Source organism: Kitasatospora sp. NPDC005748 (assembly GCF_040630735.1).
Lineage (GTDB): Bacteria > Actinomycetota > Actinomycetes > Streptomycetales > Streptomycetaceae > Kitasatospora.
The window spans coordinates 298,908-318,565 of sequence record NZ_JBEXYD010000002.1 but is presented as its reverse complement, the minus strand read 5'-3'; the positions used below and the strand labels follow the sequence as shown (position 1 = coordinate 318,565).

General features: G+C 73.8%; 20 protein-coding genes. 7 read left to right on the top strand and 13 right to left on the bottom strand.

Annotation, left to right across the window (positions count from 1 at the left end):
- Window positions 1-19: 19 nt before the first annotated feature.
- Both ABZ495_RS02875 and ABZ495_RS02870 read right to left on the bottom strand, forming a co-directional pair.
- Complete coding sequence (locus tag ABZ495_RS02875) at window positions 20-712, bottom strand: response regulator transcription factor (RefSeq protein WP_238863613.1); 693 nt, start codon at window positions 710-712, stop codon at window positions 20-22.
- 2 nt (window positions 713-714) lie between these two features.
- The gene (locus ABZ495_RS02870; protein WP_329488388.1) at window positions 715-2,001 is read right to left on the bottom strand and encodes an ATP-binding protein; all 1,287 of its coding nucleotides are present in this window, start codon (window positions 1,999-2,001) and stop codon (window positions 715-717) included.
- A 307-nt stretch (window positions 2,002-2,308) separates the two neighbouring features.
- Here ABZ495_RS02870 and phoU point away from each other — a divergent pair, with 307 nt between their 5' ends.
- Window positions 2,309-2,986: a phosphate signaling complex protein PhoU gene (phoU, locus tag ABZ495_RS02865; protein ID WP_359805202.1), complete on the top strand. Its 678-nt coding sequence runs from the start codon at window positions 2,309-2,311 to the stop codon at window positions 2,984-2,986.
- A 355-nt stretch (window positions 2,987-3,341) separates the two neighbouring features.
- Window positions 3,342-3,518: a hypothetical protein gene (locus ABZ495_RS02860; protein ID WP_329488390.1), complete on the top strand. Its 177-nt coding sequence runs from the start codon at window positions 3,342-3,344 to the stop codon at window positions 3,516-3,518.
- Window positions 3,519-3,663: 145 nt separating this feature from the next.
- Here the strand turns inward: ABZ495_RS02860 and ABZ495_RS02855 are convergent, their stop codons facing one another.
- Together ABZ495_RS02855 and ABZ495_RS02850 are read right to left on the bottom strand one after the other, a co-directional pair.
- Window positions 3,664-4,251: a lytic polysaccharide monooxygenase gene (locus ABZ495_RS02855; RefSeq protein ID WP_359805204.1), complete on the bottom strand. Its 588-nt coding sequence runs from the start codon at window positions 4,249-4,251 to the stop codon at window positions 3,664-3,666.
- A 263-nt stretch (window positions 4,252-4,514) separates the two neighbouring features.
- Window positions 4,515-5,273 (bottom strand): phosphoglyceromutase, encoded by a 759-nt coding sequence (locus ABZ495_RS02850; protein ID WP_329488392.1) that lies wholly within the window; start codon window positions 5,271-5,273, stop codon window positions 4,515-4,517.
- 147 nt (window positions 5,274-5,420) lie between these two features.
- Between ABZ495_RS02850 and ABZ495_RS02845 the strand changes: the two genes are divergently transcribed.
- On the top strand, window positions 5,421-6,869 hold the full coding sequence (locus ABZ495_RS02845) for an MFS transporter (RefSeq protein ID WP_359805206.1): 1,449 nt from the start codon (window positions 5,421-5,423) through the stop codon (window positions 6,867-6,869).
- 35 nt (window positions 6,870-6,904) lie between these two features.
- On the opposite strand, the gene ABZ495_RS02840 is transcribed toward ABZ495_RS02845, so the two are convergent.
- Together ABZ495_RS02840 and mshA are read right to left on the bottom strand one after the other, a co-directional pair.
- Window positions 6,905-7,420: a YbjN domain-containing protein gene (locus ABZ495_RS02840; RefSeq protein ID WP_359805207.1), complete on the bottom strand. Its 516-nt coding sequence runs from the start codon at window positions 7,418-7,420 to the stop codon at window positions 6,905-6,907.
- Window positions 7,421-7,572: 152 nt separating this feature from the next.
- A complete protein-coding gene (gene mshA, locus ABZ495_RS02835) occupies window positions 7,573-8,898 on the bottom strand; it encodes a D-inositol-3-phosphate glycosyltransferase (RefSeq protein WP_329492153.1) in 1,326 nt (441 codons plus the stop codon).
- 504 nt (window positions 8,899-9,402) lie between these two features.
- On the opposite strand from mshA, the gene ABZ495_RS02830 reads away from it, so the two are divergent.
- On the top strand, window positions 9,403-10,233 hold the full coding sequence (locus ABZ495_RS02830) for a class I SAM-dependent methyltransferase (RefSeq protein ID WP_359834122.1): 831 nt from the start codon (window positions 9,403-9,405) through the stop codon (window positions 10,231-10,233).
- A 253-nt stretch (window positions 10,234-10,486) separates the two neighbouring features.
- Here the strand turns inward: ABZ495_RS02830 and ABZ495_RS02825 are convergent, their stop codons facing one another.
- Window positions 10,487-11,116 (bottom strand): O-acetyl-ADP-ribose deacetylase, encoded by a 630-nt coding sequence (locus ABZ495_RS02825; RefSeq protein WP_359834120.1) that lies wholly within the window; start codon window positions 11,114-11,116, stop codon window positions 10,487-10,489.
- Between the two features lie 243 nt (window positions 11,117-11,359).
- Here ABZ495_RS02825 and ABZ495_RS02820 point away from each other — a divergent pair, with 243 nt between their 5' ends.
- Window positions 11,360-12,844 (top strand): SpoIIE family protein phosphatase, encoded by a 1,485-nt coding sequence (locus ABZ495_RS02820; RefSeq protein WP_359834118.1) that lies wholly within the window; start codon window positions 11,360-11,362, stop codon window positions 12,842-12,844.
- Between the two features lie 138 nt (window positions 12,845-12,982).
- Here ABZ495_RS02820 and ABZ495_RS02815 read toward each other — a convergent pair whose 3' ends face one another.
- The 5 genes from ABZ495_RS02815 to ABZ495_RS02795 form a co-directional block, all read right to left on the bottom strand.
- Window positions 12,983-13,336, bottom strand: coding sequence for a DUF2516 family protein (locus tag ABZ495_RS02815; protein WP_359805215.1), 354 nt, complete (start codon window positions 13,334-13,336; stop codon window positions 12,983-12,985).
- Window positions 13,337-13,482: 146 nt separating this feature from the next.
- Complete coding sequence (locus ABZ495_RS02810; protein ID WP_359834116.1) at window positions 13,483-14,007, bottom strand: hypothetical protein; 525 nt, start codon at window positions 14,005-14,007, stop codon at window positions 13,483-13,485.
- Window positions 14,008-14,024: 17 nt separating this feature from the next.
- Complete coding sequence (locus ABZ495_RS02805) at window positions 14,025-14,441, bottom strand: helix-turn-helix transcriptional regulator (protein WP_359805218.1); 417 nt, start codon at window positions 14,439-14,441, stop codon at window positions 14,025-14,027.
- A 127-nt stretch (window positions 14,442-14,568) separates the two neighbouring features.
- Window positions 14,569-14,760: a hypothetical protein gene (locus ABZ495_RS02800; protein WP_359834114.1), complete on the bottom strand. Its 192-nt coding sequence runs from the start codon at window positions 14,758-14,760 to the stop codon at window positions 14,569-14,571.
- A 395-nt stretch (window positions 14,761-15,155) separates the two neighbouring features.
- On the bottom strand, window positions 15,156-16,280 hold the full coding sequence (locus ABZ495_RS02795; protein ID WP_359834112.1) for a MerR family transcriptional regulator: 1,125 nt from the start codon (window positions 16,278-16,280) through the stop codon (window positions 15,156-15,158).
- A 248-nt stretch (window positions 16,281-16,528) separates the two neighbouring features.
- Here ABZ495_RS02795 and ABZ495_RS02790 point away from each other — a divergent pair, with 248 nt between their 5' ends.
- A complete protein-coding gene (locus tag ABZ495_RS02790) occupies window positions 16,529-17,140 on the top strand; it encodes a YceI family protein (RefSeq protein WP_329488406.1) in 612 nt (203 codons plus the stop codon).
- A gap of 134 nt (window positions 17,141-17,274) precedes the next feature.
- On the opposite strand, the gene ABZ495_RS02785 is transcribed toward ABZ495_RS02790, so the two are convergent.
- On the bottom strand, window positions 17,275-18,240 hold the full coding sequence (locus ABZ495_RS02785; protein WP_359805227.1) for a LysR family transcriptional regulator: 966 nt from the start codon (window positions 18,238-18,240) through the stop codon (window positions 17,275-17,277).
- A gap of 110 nt (window positions 18,241-18,350) precedes the next feature.
- On the opposite strand from ABZ495_RS02785, the gene ABZ495_RS02780 reads away from it, so the two are divergent.
- The gene (locus tag ABZ495_RS02780; RefSeq protein WP_359834111.1) at window positions 18,351-19,655 is read left to right on the top strand and encodes an MFS transporter; all 1,305 of its coding nucleotides are present in this window, start codon (window positions 18,351-18,353) and stop codon (window positions 19,653-19,655) included.
- Window positions 19,656-19,658: the final 3 nt, after the last annotated feature.

Sequence of the window (19,658 nt, the reverse complement as noted above, 5' to 3'; positions counted from 1 at the left end):
GGGCTCCGGGTCGTCCGGTCTACGGCTCGAACTTGTAGCCGAGGCCACGGACCGTGACCAGGTAGCGCGGCGCGCCCGGGTCCGGCTCGATCTTCGCCCGCAGTCGCTTCACGTGGACGTCGAGCGTCTTGGTGTCACCGACGTAGTCGGCGCCCCAGACCCGGTCGATCAGCTGCATCCGGGTGAGCACCCGGCCCGCGTTGCGCAGCAGCATCTCCAGCAGGTCGAACTCCTTGAGCGGGAGGTCGACCTTGGCGCCGTCGACGGTCACCACGTGGCGGTCGACGTCCATCCGGACCGGGCCCGCCTCCAGCGCGCCCGGGCCGCCACCGTCGCCGGGGCCCTCGGCCTCGCCGCGCCGGCGCAGCACCGCACGGATCCGGGCCACCAGCTCACGGGTGGAGTAGGGCTTGGTCACGTAGTCGTCCGCACCTATCTCCAGGCCGACGACCTTGTCGATCTCGCTGTCCTTGGCGGTGACCATGATCACCGGGACGTTCGAGCGCACCCGGAGCTGGCGGCAGACCTCGGTGCCGGGCAGGCCCGGCAGCATCAGGTCGAGCAGGACGAGATCGGCGCCGTTCCGTTCGAACTGCTCCAGGGCGTCGGGGCCGGTGGCGGCGATGGCCACCTCGAAGCCCTCCTTGCGGAGCATGTACGAGAGAGCGTCGCTGAACGACTCCTCGTCCTCGACCACCAGTACTCGGGTCACGATCAGGCCTCCGGGGCAAGCTGGGGGGTTGTGTCTGACAGGGGTTGCGCGGACTCCCCGGCGGGGAGCGTGTGGTCCTCGGGGGCCTGCCCGGCGGGCAGGCGCACGGTGAAGGTGGAGCCCTGGCCCTCGACGCTCCACACCGAGACGGTGCCGCCGTGCGAGGCGGCCACGTGCTTGACGATGGAGAGGCCGAGGCCGGTGCCGCCGGTCGCCCGGGACCGGGCCGGGTCGACCCGGTAGAACCGTTCGAACACCCGCTCGCGGTCCTTCTCCGAGATGCCGATGCCCTGGTCGGTCACCGAGATCTCGATCAGCTCGCCGTCGGCCTCGCCGAGGGCGGCGGCGCTGGAGATCCGGCGGGTGGCGATCGCGACCCTGGTCCTCGGCGGGCTGTAGTTCACGGCGTTCTCGACCAGGTTGCCGAGCGCCGCGGCCAGCTGGCCGCGGTGGCCGTGCAGGTAGAGGCCGGCGATGCCGCCGGCCGCGATCAGGATCTGCTTGGCGGCGGCCTGCTGGCGGCAGCGGTCGATCGCCTCCGCGATCAGCTCGTCCACCGCGACCGGCTCCGGGTCGACCATCAGCCGGTCGTCCTGGACCCGGGAGAGGTCGATGATCTCCTGGACCAGGCTGGCCAGCCTGGTCGCCTCGATCTGCATCCGGCCGGCGAAGCGCTGCACCGCCTCCGGGTCGTCGGACGCGTCGGCGACCGCCTCGGAGAGCAGCGAGAGCGCGCCGACCGGCGTCTTGAGTTCGTGGCTGACGTTGGCGACGAAGTCGCGGCGGACCGCCTCGACCCGGCGGCGGTCGGTCTGGTCCTCGACCAGGACCAGGACCAGCCGGGAGCCCAGCGGGGCGACCCGGACCGACACCGCGAGCGGCTCGGCGGCCCGCGCCGCGCCGGGGCGGGGCACCTCCAGCTCGACCTGGCGGATCTCACCGTCCCGGCGGGTGGCCCGGGCCAGCGAGAGCATCTGGTCGATGGCGACCGCGCCGCCGCGCACCAGTCCCATCGCGTACGCCGCGGAGCTGGCCTTGACCACCTCGTCGCCCTCGCCGAGCACGATCGCGCAGGAGCGCAGCACGGAGAGGACGGTGTCGACCCCCGGGGGAAGGGGAGGTTCATGGGTGGGGTTGTTGAGCCCCTGCTGTCGGGTTCTGCCGTTGGTGCCGCCGTATCTGCCCTTGGCCTGTTCGCGCTCGCTCCAACGGAAGGCGATGGAGGCCGTGAGGCCGACGCCGAGCCCGGCTATGGCGCAGGCAGCGGCGGCGGCCACGTTCACGTCCATACCGCCAGCCTAAGCGCATGACGTGGCCACTCCTCCAGGGTCGGATCAAGGGATCGGCCGCCCGTTGCCGAGAATTCACCTCCACGTAGCTGCCGATTCACCGCACGGGTCATGCGCGGTCGCCCGGGCGGCCCAGAGTTGGTCACGCAGCCCGTGTGGGAAGGGCCGGTGGATCGAACGCCTGTCCGTCGTCCCCGGTGCGCGCGTACGATGCGCGCCACCAGCAGCGGTCATTCGTACGCCCTACCGACGGTCGTACGGGATGACCGGTCGGCACCGCCACCGACACAGCTACTGAGGAGAGAGCATGCGCGACGCGTACCACGAGGAACTCGACTCGATCGGCGACAGCCTGATCGAGATGGCCCGGCTGGTCGGCTCGGCCCTGGGCCGGGCCACCACCGCGCTCCTCGACGCGGACCTGGCGCTGGCGGAGAGTGTGATCGCCGCCGACGAGAGGATCAACAACCTGCACCACGAGCTGGAGAACCGGGCGATCGACCTGCTCGCCCGCCAGCAGCCGGTCGCCACTGACCTGCGCATCGTCGTCACCTCGCTGCGGATGAGCGCCGACCTGGAGCGCTGCGGCGACCTGGCCCGGCACGTGGCCAAGGTCGCGCGGCTGCGCTACCCCGAGTCGGCGGTGCCGCGCGACCTGCACGCGACCGTCCTGGAGATGGGCCAGCTCGCCCAGCGGCTGGTGGCCAAGGCCGGCCTGGTGATCGCCACCAAGGACGTCGACAAGGCGCTGGAGCTGGAGCAGGACGACGACGCGATCGACGCGCTGCACCGCGACCTGTTCGCGCACCTGATCGACGACCGCTGGCAGCACGGGATCGAGACCGCGGTCGACGTCACGCTGGTCGGCCGCTACTACGAGCGCTTCGCGGACCACGCGGTCTCGGTGGCCAAGCGCGTGGTGTACCTGGTGACCGGCGAGCACGTGGGCGAGTTCATCGCCTCCTCGGAGGCCGCCGGGGAGTGACCCCGGTACGGCACGGCGCCCCCGGAGGCAGGGTCGGTCCCGCCGCCGGGGGCGGCGGCGTGTCCGCTCCGGGCACCGTGGTCTCCGCTCCGGGCGGTGGGCCGGCCCTGTCCCGGACGGGTGGGTCGCCGCTGGTCGGCGTGGGTGGACCGGCTCCGCCGGTGGCGGGCCGGGGCTTCGACGGGCCGGCGGCGCTCACTCCGCGGGGTGAGTAAACCTCGAACAGGGGTGGTGAGGGCGCACGGCTTCTCGGATCGCCCACCACCGCGCGCCCGTTGACGCCCCGTCCGATCGGCGGTTTCACTCGATTCCGTAGGCACCGAAGTGTGCCCGTCACAAGGAGGGTTCCAGCGCGATGAAGGCAAACCCGACCCGACCGGCACCGGCCCACGAGATCGTCGAGCCGCCCGCCCCGAAGCTGCTGCCCGTCCTCGCGGCCGGCTGCGGCTGTGGTCCGGGCTGCGGCTGCGGCTGCCAGTCCGGCGCCCCCTGCCAGTGCGGCGGGGTCAGCGGCGGCTGCTGCGGCCACTGAGAACCGCCGCACCCGGCGAAGCCCCGTGGTGCACGGCCGCCGTGGGAGACGGTCGTGCACCCCGGCCACCGGGTCGGAGTCCTCCGGCCGCCCGACCGCTCGCTCGCGGCGTGCGGCGCGTGGCGTCCAGCGTGCCGCGCGCTGATCAGAACAGGACGTCGGTGCAGGAGTAGAAGGCGTTGCCGGTGTCGGCGATCTCCCAGACCGCCACGACCACCTGGTGCCCGGTCCGGCCGCTCGGGATCGTCGCGGTGTGGCTGAGCGTGCTCGGCACCTGGGTGCCGTTGTACGGCACGGTCAGGAACGGCGTCAGCTCCAGACCGGCCCGGGTGACCTTCTGGCCCGCGTTGTAGCCGGCCTTGGTCAGGTAGTACTTGAAGTTCGCGGTCGCGTGCCGGGCGGTGAACTTCCAGGTGAAGGTGAGCCGCTGCCCCGCCGCCACCTTGGTGGTCGGCCAGGCACCGCCGCGCGGGTCGTCCAGCTCGGCGAACCGGCTGTTGCCGCCGGCGCAGATGGTGCCGTCGGCCGGCCCGGCGCCAGGGAAGCCCTTCGACCCCTCGACGCTCTGCGGCTCCCAGCGGATCGCACCGCAGTCGGTGACCGTACCCGCCCCGCAGAGCGCGGCCCGGCTGGGCGGGGTGGAGATGTAGCCGTGCGACTGCGCCGGCAGGGCGAGGGTGAGCGGAACCGCGAGCGCGGCGACGGCCGCTCCCACGAGATGACGTGTGCGCATGGTGCTCCTCCGTGGGGGTGGATGGAGAGTGCGCCGGGCACAGACGCGCGCGCCTGGGGGTGCGGCGGCCATGGAAGATCCGTTGGCATGCCTGTGCCAGGACAGTGCTCACACGGTAGGAGCCCCCACGACGACCGTCAATGGTCTGAACCACTTTCGGCACACACCCAACCCCGTTGCCGCGCAGGAGGTTTGGCCGTGCAGCAGAAACGGCGACGACCCCGCCTCCCGGAGCGGGAAGCGGGGCCGTTTCGGCAAGTGGATTACTTCTTGCCCTGGTTCTTGACGGCCTCGATGGCGGCCGCGGCGGCGTCCGCGTCGAGGTAGCGGCCGCCCTTGGCGACCGGCTTGAAGTCGGCGTCCAGCTCGTAGACCAGGGGGATGCCGGTCGGGATGTTGAGGCCGGCGATGTCCTCGTCGGAGATGCCGTCGAGGTGCTTCACCAGCGCGCGCAGGCTGTTGCCGTGGGCGGTGACCAGGACGGTCTTGCCGGCGGCGAGGTCCGGGACGATGGCGTCGTACCAGTACGGGAGCATCCGGTCGACGACGTCCTTGAGGCACTCCGTGTTCGGGCGCAGCTCGCTCGGGATGTCGGCGTAGCGGGCGTCACCGGCCTGCGAGTACTCGGCGTCGTCGGCCAGCGCCGGCGGCGGGGTGTCGTACGAGCGGCGCCACAGCTGGAACTGCTCCTCGCCGAACTCGGCCAGGGTCTGGGCCTTGTCCTTCCCCTGGAGGGCGCCGTAGTGGCGCTCGTTCAGACGCCAGCTGCGGCTGACCGGGATCCAGTGGCGGTCGGCCTTGTCCAGGGCGATCTGCGAGGTGCGGATCGCGCGGCGCAGCAGCGAGGTGTGCAGCACGTCGGGGAGCAGGCCCTCGGCGGCGAGGAGCTCGCCGCCGCGCGCGGCCTCCTTCTCGCCCTTCTCGTTGAGGTCGACGTCGACCCAACCGGTGAACAGGTTCTTCTGGTTCCACTGGCTCTCGCCGTGGCGGAGGAGGATGAGTCGGTACGTCGTGTCAGCCATGGCCCCCAGCTTAATGGAGGCGTTTAAACGGCTGGTCGGGACCCGCCCCCATGTGTAATGTGTGCTTCGCGCTAGTGACACTTACCTCGCCGCAGCGCGGACATGCCGGTCCGCTCAGCGGAACGCCTGCCGCCCGGGAGCCCTCAGATGCCCGCTTCGCCCCTTCCTGTCCGAATTCGAAGAGTCGCGAGCGAAACGGTGGGCGGACTGCCCCGGCAGTTCTGGTGGCTCTGGACGTCCACCCTGATCAACAAGCTCGGCGCGTTCGTCGTCACGTTCCTGGCGCTCTACCTGACGACCGACCGAGGATACTCGGCCGCGTACGCGGGTCTGGTCGCCTCGCTGTTCGGCCTGGGCTCGGCCATCGCCGCGATCGTCGCCGGCGTGCTGACCGACCGGATCGGCCGGCGTCCGACGCTGGTCGCCGCACAGCTCGGCACCGCGCTGTTCACGGCAGTGCTGGGCTTCACCGACGGCCAGGTGGCGATCGCCGCGGTCGCCTTCCTGGTCGGCTTCTGCAACAACGCGACCCGCCCGGCCACCTCGGCGATCATCGCCGACATCGTGCCGGCGGCGGACCGGGTCCGGGCCTACTCGCTGAACTACTGGGCGATCAACATCGGCTTCGGCCTCTCCGCGGCCGCCGCCGGCCTGATCGCCACGCACGGCTACCTCACGCTCTTCCTGCTGGACGCACTCTCCACGCTCGTCTGCGCGGTGGTGATCTTCGTCCGGATCCCCGAGACCAGGCCGGACACCCCGGCCGCCCGGGTCGACCAGCCCGCGGTCGGCCTCGGCACGGTCTTCCGGGACAGCCGGTTCATGGCGGTCGTGGGACTCAACCTGCTGCTCGCGCTGGTCGCCCAGCAGGGCAGTACCACGCTCGCCGTGGACATGGGCCGCAACGGCATCACCTCGACCCAGTACGGCCTGGTCATCGGCCTCAACGGCCTGCTGATCGTGGTGCTGCAGATCCCGCTCACCCGGTGGATGGAGGGGCGCAACCGGACGGCGCTCCTGGTCGCCAGCGCGCTGTTCATCGGCTGGGGCTTCGGGCTGACCATGCTCGCCGGGTCCTCCGCGTGGTTCTACGCGTTCACGGTGGCGGTCTGGACGATCGGCGAGATCCTGAACGCGCCGACCATGATGGGCCTGGTCGCCGAGCTGTCACCGACCCACGCCCGGGGCCGCTACCAGGGCGTCTACTCACTGTCCTGGTCGCTCGCCTCGTTCCTCGGCCCGGCGGTCGGCGGAGTGCTGCTGGAGCGGGCCGGGAGCACGGCGGTGTGGGGCGCCTGTGCGGCCTGCGGCACCGTCGCGGCGGCGGGGTACGTCCTGCTCGGGCGGCGCCCGGGCGCCGCCACGGCCGCCGCTCCGGCGAAGCGGACGCCGGTGGTCGAGGCGTCGGTGGTCGAGGTGTCGGTGGTCGAGGTGTCGGTGGTCGAGGTGTCGGCGGTCGAGGCGTCGGCGGTCGAGGCGTCGGCGGTCGAGGTGCCTTTGGTCGACCTGTCGGGGGTGGAGCCGTCGGCCGACGTGGCGTCGACGAAGGTGCCGACCGCGAAGGCGGCGACGGCGAAGGCCCCGGTCGGCCGCTGAGGCGGAGCGTCCCGGAGCCCCGCCGGTCCGGGGCGCTACTGCTGCGCCGTCGGCGCGGCCAGGTGGGCGAAGGCGGCCAGGTTGCGGGTGGACTCCCCGCGCTTGGTGCGCCACTCCCACTCGCGCCGGATCGCCGAGGCGAAGCCCAGCTCCAGCAGCGTGTTGAACGGCTCGTCGGCGCTCTCCAGCACCGTCCCGAGCAGCCGGTCGACGGAGTCCCCGGTGAGCGCCTCCAGCGGCAGCCGGCCGGCCAGGTAGACGTCGCCGAGCGCGTCGATCGCATAGGCGACGCCGTACATCCGGGTGTTGCGCTCCAGCAGCCAGCGGTAGACGGCCTCGTGGTTCTCGTCGGGCCGGCGGATCACGAAGGCGTTCACCGAGAGCGTGTGGTCGCCGACCCGCAGGGCGCAGGCGGTGCTCAGCTTGCGAGTGCCCGGGAGGGTCGCCACCAGGGTGTACGGGTCGGTGGTGGCCGGCTCCCAGCCGACCCCGGCGTCGTCCAGGGCGGTACGCAGGAGGGTGAGGGCCTCGTCCTTGGTGCGGATTGCCATGGGGGTGACGTTACTCGGCGGTACCGGTGGCGCGCAGCAGCGCAGCTGCGGCGGCTCCGTGGCTCCCGGCCCGGGCCGGGAGCCGGGGCGGCTCGGAGCCGCTCGGCCCCGACCCCGTACCTCCGCCGACCTGCCCCGGCGGCCGCCCCGGCTCAGGCCAGTCGCAGCCGGGACCCGGTGAGCCGGCCGGCCGGGCGGGCCAGGCTGCCGGCGTACACCTCGGCGGTGGTCGCCGCCGCGGTGTCCCAGCCGAACCCGGCGGCGTGCCGGGCCGCCGCCTCGCCGCGCCGGGCGACCAGCGCCGGTTCGGTGACGTACGGCTCCAGCGCCTGTGCCCAGGCGAGCGGATCGTGGCCGTGGACCAGGGTCCCCGTCACGCCGTCGCGGACGGCGACCGGCAGACCGCCGACCGCCGCGGCCACCACCGGCGTCCCACAGGCCTGCGCCTCCAGCGCGACCAGCCCGAAGGACTCGCTGTACGAGGGCATCACCAGCGCCGTGGCGGCGCGGTACCACTCGGCGAGCAGGTCCTGGCCGACCGGCCGGTGGAACCGGACGACGTCGCCGATGCCCAGCTGGGCGGCGAGCTTGTGCAGGCTCTCCGGCTTGGCCAGCCCGGTGCCGGACGGACCGCCGACCACCGGGACCACCAGCCGCTCGCGCAGCTCGGGCCGCGCCTCCAGCAGCGCGGCGACCGCCCGGAGCAGCACGTCCGGCGCCTTCAGCGGCTGTATCCGACCGGCGAACAGCAGCACGGCGGCGTCCTGCGGCAGGCCCAGCCGGGCCCGCGCGGCGGCCCGCGCGTCCGGGGCGCCGGGGCGGAAGACGTCCAGGTTGACGCCCGGGTGGACGACGGCGAGCTGGTCGGGCCGGGCCGCGTAGTGCAGCGCCAGCTCGGCGGCCTCCTCGGTGGTGTTGGCGATCAGCCGGTCGGCGGCCTCCACCACCTGCGTCTCGCCGATCACCCGGGCGGCCGGCTCGGGGGTGTCGCCCTCCGCCAGCGCGGCGTTCTTGACCTTCGCCATGGTGTGCATGGTGTGCACCAGCGGCACGCCCCAGCGCTGGGCGGCCAGCCAGCCGACCTGACCGGACAGCCAGTAGTGCGAGTGCACCAGGTCGTAGTGGCCGGGGCGGTGGCCGGCCTCGGTGCGCAGCACGCCGTGGGTGAAGGCGCAGAGCTGGGCCGGCAGGTCCTCCTTCACCAGGCCCTCGTACGGGCCGGCGGTGACGTGGCGCACCAGGACGCCGGGGGCCAGCTCGACGGTGGGCGCGTCGTCCGAGCAGATCGCCCGGGTGAAGACCTCCACCTCGATGTCGAGCTCGGCGAGGCGCTTGGCCAGCTCCACGATGTAGACGTTCATCCCGCCCGCGTCACCGGTACCGGGCTGGTGCAGCGGGGAGGTGTGGACGCTGAGCATGGCGATCCGGCGCGGACGGCGCTGGCGGCCCGGGACGAGCGACTGGAGCCGGCTCCGCACGGGCGGGGTCGGCTGGGCACGGCGTACCGGACGGACGGGGTGCTGGATCACCTGGCTGAAGCCTCCTCTGAGCTGCCCGTCTCTGCAGCCTGCTTGCCTGCTGTTCGGTGTGTGCGCGGCCGCCCACGCCGTACCGCCGCGTCACGGGATGTGGCGCGGCGGCGTGCCGCCCCGTCCGGGCGCACATCACCACCAGTGTGCCAACCACGTGGTCATCGACCGGCATTCCCGTCCCGGCCCATGAGATGGCCCACGGACGGGAACCCGGGCGGCGGGCGGGGGTGCGGGGAGGCGGCCGGGCGGGCCGCCGCGCCGGGGCGGAGCGGAGCGCAGGGGTCGTCGGAAGGCTTCAGGAGGTGCGGCGGGGGCGCGTGACTCGCCGCGCGGGCGTGTGTCGGGCGGCCGGCGCGGACCGTCCGGGCCGGATCTGCCGCGGGGCGAGCCCGTGCGGCGGCCGGAGCCGGGGCGCGCGGGCGGCCGCGGGCGGGCCGTACGATTTCCGACATGGCCGCCTTCTTCGACTCCGCGACCGCGCCTGCCTGCGGACGGACGGGGCGCCCGGTCGGGACGGTGACCCGGGGGACCACCAACACCAACCGGCTGCGCCGGATGGACCGCTGGATCGCCCACACGCTGGGACCGGCACTGCGCTCCGCCGACCGCCCGCCGGTCGCCGTCGACCTCGGGTACGGTGCCGCGCCCTGGACGGCCGTGGAGCTCTCCGGGCGGCTGCGGACGGTGCGGCCGGACGTCCGGGTGGTGGGGATCGAGATCGAGCCGGAGCGGGTCGCCGCGGCGCTGCCGTACGCCGAACCGCCGCTGCTCACCTTCCGGCGCGGCGGCTTCGAGGTGCCGCTGGACGGCGGCGCGCCCGCCCAGCTGATCCGGGCCGCCAACGTGCTGCGGCAGTACGACGAGTCGGCGGTGGCCGGCGTGTGGGACCGGCTCCGGGCCCGGCTGGCGCCGGACGGGCTGCTGGTCGAGGGGACCTGCGACGAGATCGGGCGCCGGCACGTCTGGGTCGCGATCGGTCCGGAGGGCCCCCGCACGGTGACCTTCGCGGCCCGGCTGGGCGGCCTCGGACTCCCGTCCGACCTGGCCGAGCGGCTGCCCAAGGCGCTGATCCACCACAACGTGCCGGGCCGGCCGGTGCACGCCTTCCTCACCGACTTCGACCGCGCCTGGGCGGCCGCCGCGCCGTACGGGGCGTTCGGCGCCCGGCAGCGCTGGGTGGCCGCGTGCACGGCGCTGGCGGGCAGCTGGCCGTTGGTGGACGCGCGCGGGCGGTGGCGGCAGGGCGAGGTCACCGTCCCCTGGGCGGCGCTCGCCCCGTAGCGGGCGGCGGCCGGAACGCCCGAACGGCCGGACCTGCCTGCCGGACTGGACGGCCTGCTGGACCGGACTCGGGCGTGCGCGGATGAGCGAACCCGGGGATTCACTCGAACGAGTTATCGAATACCTCTGGCGTGTTGACGCCTCGTCACGCCACGATGGGGGCACTCGGCCGGCACCTCGTGTGCCACCCCTCCGACCCGGCGTTTCGCCTCCTCCCAGCCCCTCCGTTCCCGCTCCGCCACGCCCCTACGACTCATGCCCGCTCCTCCGGCTCCCGCCCCTCGGCCTCCTCGGCCTCTTGTCCGTGCGACCGGCCCCCGTCGAGCCCCAGCGCCCGCCACTCCCGCTCGAACGCCCGGTACGCCTCCGCCCCGAACAGCACGAACCGCACCTCCTCCAGCTCTCCCACCGACCCCGACACCGACACCGACCTCTCGGCCGCGGCCGCGACGGTGCCGAGGGCGATCCGGGCCGCATCGTCCAGCGGCCACCCGTACACCCCGGCCGACACCGCCGGAAAGGCCACCGTGCGCGCGCCGAGCTCCACCGCCACCCGGAGCGACTCGCGGTAGCACGAGGCCAGCTGCTCGGCCCTCTTGTCGTACTCCTCCGCCAGATGAACCGGCCCCACCGTGTGGACCACCCAGCGGGCCGGCAGCCGTCCCGCCGCGGTCGCCACCGCGCACCCGGTGGGCAACCCCTTGCCGTACTGCGAGGCCCGAAGCCTTCGGCACTCCTCCAGGATCTGCGGTCCGCCCTTGCGGTGGATCGCACTGTCCACGCCACCGCCTCCCAGCAGGGAGGAGTTGGCAGCGTTCACCACCACGTCCACCTGCTGTTCCGTGATGTCACCCTCGACCAGGGTGATCCGCGTCACCGTCATGTCCGACCTCCACCGTCCGTTCCGGAGCTCGCGGGCGCGTGCTCCGGCTGTCGCTGTCGTTCCCGTCATCCCCGTACCCACCGCACCGCCACCGGCGTGGCAGGAGCCACCACAGCGCCGGGCGGCCGAAGAAATCCCCGGAGTCACGTTATGGTCGCGAGAAGTTCCCCGGCGCAGAGTGCCAGGCGGGCACTGCGGACGGGCTCCGACCGTTACGCACTCGGGGAAAAGGAGGAGCAGTCGATGCCCGCTACGGGAGACGGGCGGGCACCTGGTGCCGCGGACCTGTGGGGTGCCCTCGACGGCACCCTCACCGACCGCGCCCGCATTCGGCCCGCCGCCACCGAGCAGTCGGCCGGACCGGCCACGGCGACTCCGCCGATACCCCACCCCCGGTCGGTCACCGCCGGGGCCCCCTCCCGGGGCGCCTCCTCCGCCGTTCCGTCGGCCGCCCCGCTCAAGCTGCTGGTGATCGAGGACGACGCCTCCGACGCCCAGCTGCTCAAGGACGCCGTGGCCGACAGCGGCGCCCAGATCGAGATCCACTGGGCCCGCGGGCTGGAGCAGGCCTCCGAGCTGCTGGCGACCGGCCCCTCGGGAGGCCGGCGTGGACGGCAGCGCGCCGCCGGTTTCAGCTGCGTCCTGCTCGACCTGGCCGCCCCCGCCGACCTGCCGCACCCCTCGGACGCCTCCGACGGCCTGGAAGGTCTGCACGAGCTGCTCCGGCGGGCCCCGCACACCGCCGTCGTGGTGCTCACCGACGCCGCCGGCGCCGAACTCGGTGCCGCCGCGGTGGCCGCCGGGGCACAGGACTTCCTGATCAAGCATGAGACGGACGGTCCGCTGCTGGCCCGCGCCCTGCGGTACGCCGTCGAGCGCAAGCGCGCCGACGAGTCGCAGCGGCGACTGGTCGAGGCCGAGCTGCGCGGCCAGGAGAACGCCCGCCTCCAGCGCCACCTGCTGCCCACTCCCCTGCTGGACGGCGCCGGGTTGTCCTTCACCCGGCGCTACCGCCCCGGCCGCCGCCGCGCCCTGCTCGGCGGCGACTTCTACGACGCCGTCCGCACCGACGACGGCACCGTCCACGTGGTGATCGGCGATGTCTGCGGTCACGGACCGGACGAGGCGGCCCTCGGGGTCGCCCTCCGGATAGCGTGGCGCACCCTGGTCTTCGCCGGCCTCACCGGCGAGGCCCTGCTGACCACCCTCCAGCACGTCCTGGAGCACGAGCGCCGCAGCGACGAGATCTTCGCGACGCTCTGCATGCTGGTCATCGAACCCAACGACGCGACCGGCGAACTCGGCTCACTCGGCGCCGTCGAGCACGCGCAGCTGTACCTCGCCGGGCATCCCGCTCCGCTGCTGCTCGGCACGGACCACAAGCCGGTGACGCTGCCGTCCGACCCGGCCGGCCCCGCGCTCGGTCTGCTGCCCTGCGACGACGGCCTGGCCGTCTGGCCCTCGCACCCGCTCGAACTCCGCCCCGGCTGGCGGCTGCTGCTCTACACCGACGGGCTCATCGAGGGCCGGGTCGGCGCCGGCTCCCGGCGTCTCGGCCAGGACGGGCTGGCCGACCTCGTCGGCGACCACCAGGCCGCCGGGCTGACCAGGGGCCGCCTGATCGACAGCGCGATCGCCGAGGTCGAGGAGCTCAACGGCGGCGCGCTGACGGACGATGTGGCCGTCCTGCTGCTGGAGCGCAACCCGGTGCAGCTGATCCTCGGCTGACGCTCCTCGGCCGAGGCGGCCGGCCCTGCTACCAGGGGCCGCGTCGAGGTGGCACGGGGCACCGGCACAGCAGCGAGCCCCGGTGCGCGCGGATCGGTCCCGCGAGCACCGGGGCTCGTCGCTGAAGTGCCCGGCGTCCTACCAGGGGCCGTACGGGCCCATGTTGCGCTGGTCGCCCCGGCCACCGCCCCGGTTGGTCAGCTCCCGGATCGCCGGCCGCACGTCGACCATGTAGACGATCGCGGCGACGAGACCCGCCAGGGTCAGGAAGCTGGTCAGGAAGTTCGCCCCGAACAGCAGGTCCAGCCCGAACGCGATGCCCAGGACGGCCAGCCAGAACCCCTTGGTCTTCTTGTCCGTCGCCCGATAGGCGTCCTCCGGGCGGGTGGCCGCGTCGATCAGTGCGAACAACTTGAAGCCCAGGATGGCGACGGCCAGCCACCAGAACGGGTTCAGGTAGTCCAAGCCCAGGATCTGAGCCACTCCGCCCATCGAGGTCTCCTCTGCGTCTCGGCTCCGGCGTGTCGACCGTCGTCCATCCTGGCACGACGGACCGCTCGCCACGGTGTCAACGTCCCGAGGTCACCGGATGTGCCCTGCGGGCAGCCCGGTCCCACCGGAGTGCGGCGGTGCCGGTGCTACTCGGCGGCCTTCTTGGCCCGGGCCTTCTTCGGGGCGGGCTCCTCGGCGGGGGCGACGGCCGGCTCGTCGTCCTCGACCAGCTCGGCCTCGAGCTCGGGGCCCTCGGCGGACTGCGCCGCCCCGACCGGCTCGACCGCGTCGGCCGGGCCGCCCCGCTCGACGACGCCCTTGCCGCGCTCGGCCAGCTCGTCGTAGGCCTCCTTGGCCTTCACCGCCAGCTCGACCGCGCGGCCAACCTGCTGGAGGGCGAAGCTCTGCGCCTTCTCCTGGAGCACCTTGAGGTCGGCGGGCAGGGTGGTCACGGTGCCCGCGACCTTCGCCTGCGCCTCGACCAGCCTGGCCTGCGCGTCCTGGAGCCTGGCGGCGGCCTTGTCCTGCGTGCCCTTGCGGTCCGCGGCCAGGGCCTCGACCTTGCCGGGCACCTCGCGCAGCTTCTCGTAGGCAAGGTCGCCCGCGCCGGCGAGTGCGTAGAGCGGGGTCGGGTCGCTCAGAGTCTTCTTGATCTCGTCCGTGATCGGCATGCCGGTCCTCCCGTGGTCTAGGTTGCCGAGCCGACGGCGGTCGGACCGTCGGCCTCGGGGTCGTGCGGCGCCGCGTCCGTTTCCTTGCGGGCGGCGTTCTCCTTGAGGAAGGCGTCGTAGACCGCGAGCAGCGCCTGCTTCTGCTGCTCGTTGATCAGTGGATCGGCCAGGATCGAGGCCCTCAGCTCCAGGCCCTCACCCCGCCGCTCCTCCAGGATCCCGGCCTGGACGTACAGCGTCTCCGCCGAGATCCGCAGCGCCTTGGCGATCTGCTGCAGGATCTCCGCACTCGGCTTGCGCAACCCTCGCTCGATCTGGCTGAGGTAGGGGTTGGACACGCCGGCGGCCTCGGCGAGTTGCCTCAGCGAGTACTGCGCGTTCCGCCGCTGCTCGCGGATGTACTCGCCCAGCGAGCCGACGTTCAGTGAGGCCATGGGCCCAGCCTGCCCCACCGTGCTTGCAAATGCAAGCACGGTGCTAGCAACAGCAAACGCGTCGGCGCCGGGTGCTGCCGCCCGCGCGCCTGTGGGCACGTCCGGCCCGCTCAGGCCGGCGGGCCGCCTACTCGTCGCCGCCGCTGGACCGCTTGATGCTCCGGCGGCGGTTCCGCCGAGCGATGCGCAGCAGCTCGCCCGCGGCCAGGGTCACCGCCGCCACCGCGCGGACCCATCGGGGCCCACCCCGATCGGCCCACACGACACAGACGCACCCGCCGATGGCGAGCACCAGGATCCCGAGCAACAGAACGATCATGAGCCCACCCCTGCGGTCGTTCGTCCATCCACGACATGGAGTCTTCCGGAGTGGCGACGTTCTACGCGTGGCACGACGGGATTGCCGGGCAGCTGAGGTGTTCGACCGGATCGGTGCCGCCGACCGGGTTGCCGTTCGGCGGCACCTGGCCGACGGCCCGGCTTCCTCGAAGTTCCGCGCCGGCCGACGGGCCCGACCGGCCAGAGCGACGGCAGCGGGCCCTTCGGGCCGGCGGCCGGAAGTCAGGCCGACCGGTGCCCGTCGAGCCGGGGGCGGGGGCCGGCTCCGGACCGCGTGGCAGGGGCGCGCGCCGTCCAGGATTCGCCGATACCGCCGGCGCTCCCCCGTGGTGGTCGAGGCCCGCGACCAGCGCCGCCCCGACCAACCTCGGCGGATCAGACGCCGTCCGCCACCCGGACCGGCATCAGGATGGAGAAGGTGCCGTCGCGGCCGGCCGTGCGGATGGCCAGGGGGGCGATGGGACCGGCGAGTTCGAGGACGAGCTGCTCGGGGCCGGCGGCCGGCAGGGCGTCGAGGAGGAAGTCGCGGTTGACGGCCACCCGGAGGTCCCCGGGGGCCGGGTCGCCGTCGGCGGCGACGGTGAGCCGCCCGTCCCGGCCGACGGTCAGCACGGTGACCTCGCAGACTCCGCCGTTCGGGCCCGAGGGCAGGCTGCGGGTGGCACCGGACTCGACGGCGTCGCGCAGCTCGGCGGCGGCCAGGTCGATCCGGTGGACCGGGTCCAGCCGGGTCAGCGAACGGTAGTCGGGGAAGTCGTGGTCGAGGGCGGCGCCCTCGATCCGGTGGCCGCCGGTCTCGGCCCGGACCAGGCCCGCGCCGAGGGTCAGTTCGGCCTCCTCGGCCCCGGAGCCCAGCAGCGCGCGGATACCGTCGACCAGGGCGGTCGGAGCGATCGCGGCGACCGGGGCCCAGCCCTCGCCAGGTGCGTCCGGCAGGTCGGGCGCGTCCGGCAGCCGCACCTCGGCGAGCGCCATCCGGTACCGGTCGGTGGCGACCAGCCTCAGCAGTCCACCCTCCAGGTCGAACAACACCCCGGACAGCACCGGGAGTTCGGGGTCCGCGCCGACCGCGAAGCGGACCGCACCGAGGGCCTCGGCCAGTTCGCGCGCGGGGACGGTGAAGGTACGGGCGGCGGGCGTGGCGGTCATGGGGTTCTCCCTCTGGTCGATCAACGTGCGGATCAGGGAGAGCTCCCGGCGCGCGTCCGCGAGACCGGCCTCCAGCCGGCGCAGGTGGGCGTCGACCACCCGGTGGGCCGCGCCGGAACCGGCTTCCGCACCGAGCACGGCCCGGATGTCGGCCAGCGGCAGGCCAACCCGGCGGAGGCGGCAGAGCAGCCGGGCGTCGGCGAGCTGGGCGGGCGCGTACCAGCGGTAGCCGGTCTGCGGGTCGACCCAGGCGGGGGTGAGCACGTCGGCGCCGTCGTAGAAGCGCAGCGCGCTGACGCCGAGGCCGCTGTCGCGGGCCAGTTCACCGATGCTGCGCAGGTCGCTCTCCATGCCCGGGACTCTCCGGCCTCGACCAGGTCGAGGGTCAAGCCGCACGGCCGGACCGGACGTGACGATACCGATCGCCGCCCGCCGGCCACCCCCGGGGCGGCAGGCGCCCGCCACCCCCTCGCCGCTCCGTCGTCCGGGTGATTCCGCGAGCCGCGCGGACCTCATGGTTGAACTTTGAACGAAACCGTCCTAGGGTGGAGCCAACAAGTTGAAGCCTAAACAAATGGCTTCGGACCCGAGGAGGAGCCATGGGCCTTTTCAACCGCACCAAGACCGCCGCCACCGCCACCGCCGTCGTCGAGACCCCGGCCGGACCGGACCTCGCCCACCTCACCGGTGACTGGGCGATCGACACCACCCACAGCGAGGTCGGCTTCTCGGTGCGCCACGCCATGGTCACCAACGTCAAGGGCCGCTTCACCGAGTACGACGGCAAGCTGCACCTGGACGGCGCCCTCCCGCACAACTCCACCGCCGAGCTGGTGATCAAGGTGGCGAGCATCGACACCAACCAGGCCCAGCGCGACGAGCACCTGCGCACCGGCGACTTCTTCGCGGCCGAGGCCCACCCGGAGATCCGCTTCCGCAGCACCTCCGCCGAGCGCCTGCGCGGCGACTCGTACCGGATGACGGGCGACCTCACCATCAAGGGCACCACCCGGTCGATCGTCCTGGACCTCGACTACACGGGCAGCGCCACCGACGCCTACGGCGCCGAGCGGGTCGGCTTCGAGGGGACGGCCGTGCTGGACCGCACCGACTGGGGCCTCAGCTACAACGCCGCCCTGGAGACCGGCGGCGTGCTGATCGGCGAGAAGGTCAAGCTCAGCTTCGACATCTCCGCCGTCAAGGCGGCCTGACCCGGCCGACCGCTGTCACGGCCCCGCGTTCGACCCGCCCCTGCCGACCCCCGAACGGCAGGGGCGGGTTCATGCCGCGAACCGCGCCCGCCCGGGCCGCGCCCCGAGCCTCCCCGCCCCACGGCTACGGACGCCTACGCCGCGAGCAGCGCGGCGTCCGCCTCCGCCAGCCAGCTGCCGGCCGGGCGGCTCAGCCAGCCCTCGCGCGCCCCGAGTTCGGCGGCCGCCGCCTCCAGCGCGGACAGGCCCGGGTGCCGCAGGTCCGACCGGCGCACCAGGCTCACCAGTGTCAACGGCACCGGATCGACCAGTGGCACGTTCACCACACCGGGGATCAGCGGGCCCCCGACGGTGGTCAGCATCGGGTCGCCGTGCCGGGTGAGGTAGCGGGCGGTCTCGTCCACCCCGACCGGCGGCGCGTACGGCGCGGCGGGCGTGAGGCCGTAGTCGCGCAGCAGGCAGGTCCCCAGGTCGGCCCACTCGGTGGTGGCCGGATTGCCCGCGCAGACGTCCACCGGGTGCCCGGCCAGGTCCGCGAGCCGCAGCGCGGGCCGGTCGGCGAGCGGGTGGCCGACCGCCATCATCACCGAGACCCGCTCCAGCCGGACCGGCGTCTGGGCCAGTTGAGCACGCAGGCCGGCCGGCAGACCGGCGAAGCGCCCGAACGCCGCATCCAGCCGGTGCGCCGCCAACTCCTCGGCGGCCGCGGCGAGTCCGCCGAGGAAGCGGGCCAGGATCTCGCCCTCCGGCCAGGCGGCCCGGGCCCGTTCGAGCACCCGCTCGGTGGTCAGGTCCGGCCCGGAGACGTCGCTGTTGAGGTCGAGCAGCAGTGGGCGCCGCTCGGCACCGTTGACGATCTCGTCGTGCAGGGCCAGCAGCCGGCGGGCCTGCGGCAGCAACCGTCGCCCGGCCGGGGTGAGGTCGACGCTGCGGGTGGTACGGGTGAAGAGCGCGTCGCCGAGCAGCTTCTCCAGCGTGCGGACGTCGCGGCTGAGCGCCTGTTGGGCGACGTGCAGCCGCTGGGCGGCCCGGCCGAAGTGCAGCGTCTCGGCCGTGGCGACGAAGCCGCGGAGCAGCCGGGGGTGCAGGTCATGGGGCATGGCGGCAGATTAACAACAGCCTGATGTGAGTACGGCGAAACAGGTGTTGGACCGGAAGCGGGCGGCTGTTCGAGGCTGGAGCCCTCCCCCACCCCTCCACGAGGAGTTCCATGCCCGCCTCCTACCGCCGGCTGTTCGCACTGCCCGGTACCGCCGCCTTCACCCTGGCCGGGCTGCTCGGCCGGCTCACGATGTCGATGACCGGCGTCGCCCTGGTGGTGCTGCTCTCGGAGCGGCGCGGCTCGTACGCGCTGGCGGGCACCGTCGCGGCGGTCGGCCTGGCCACCGGGGCGATCGGCATGCCGCTGCTCGGCCGGCTGGTCGACCGGTACGGGCAGGCCCGCGTCACCGTCCCGGCCACCCTGTACAACGCCGTCCCGCTCGTCGGCCTGCTGCTCTGCGTCCGGTTCGACGCACCGGACTGGACGCTGTACGCCTGCTGGGCGGCCTGCGCGGCGGCACCGAACCTGGGCGGCATGGCGCGGGCCCGCTGGGCACACCTGTACCGGGACGACGCGGCGGCCCGGCACCTGGCCAACTCCTTCGAGCAGTCGTTGGACGAGCTCTGCTTCATGGCCGGTCCGGTGCTCGCGATGGTGCTCTGCACCACCGTCGCACCGGAGGCCGGTCTGCTCGCCGCCGGGGTCTTCGGCAGCGCCGGCGCCCTGCTGTTCGCCGCCCAGCGCCGGACCGAACCCCCGCTCGCGGACCGGCGCCCCGGCTCGACGCCCGACCGGTCCGGACCCCGCCCCGAGTGCTCGGACCCCGCCGATCGCGCGCACCGGCACGGCTCTCCGCTCCGGACCCCCGGGCTGCGGGTGCTGCTGCTGACCTTCCTCGCCACCGGCGTGGTCTTCGGTTCGATGGAGCTCACCACCGTGGCGTACGCCGACGCGCTCGGCCACAAGCCGCTGGCGGGCGGGCTGTTGGCGCTGGTGGCGGGCGGTTCCTGTGCGGCCGGACTGGTCTTCGGCCTGCTCCGGCCCCGCCGGGCGGCGGGCGTCCGCTTCCTGTTCGGCGTCACGGCGATGGCCGTGCTGCTGCTCCTGCCGCTGGCCGCCGGGCTCGGCGGGGCCGGGCTCGTCCTGCTCGGCGCGGCGCTGTTCGTGGCCGGGACGGGCACCGCCCCGACCATGGTCACCGGTATGACGCTCGTCCAGGAGCTCCTGCCGGAGCGGCAGTTGAACGAGGGCATGGCGGTGGCGGTGTCCGGCATCGTGGTCGGCATCTCGGCCGGGGCGGCGCTCGCCGGCGCGGTCGCCGAGCACACCGCCCCCGGCACCGGCTACTGGCTGCCGGCCGGCGCCGCCTCGCTCGCCCTGCTGATCGCCCTGGCCGGCCGCCGCCACCTGCGGACGCCGGCCGCTCCCCCGGCGCCCCGGGGTTCCGGACGGATTGTCAGTGCCGCGCACTAGCGT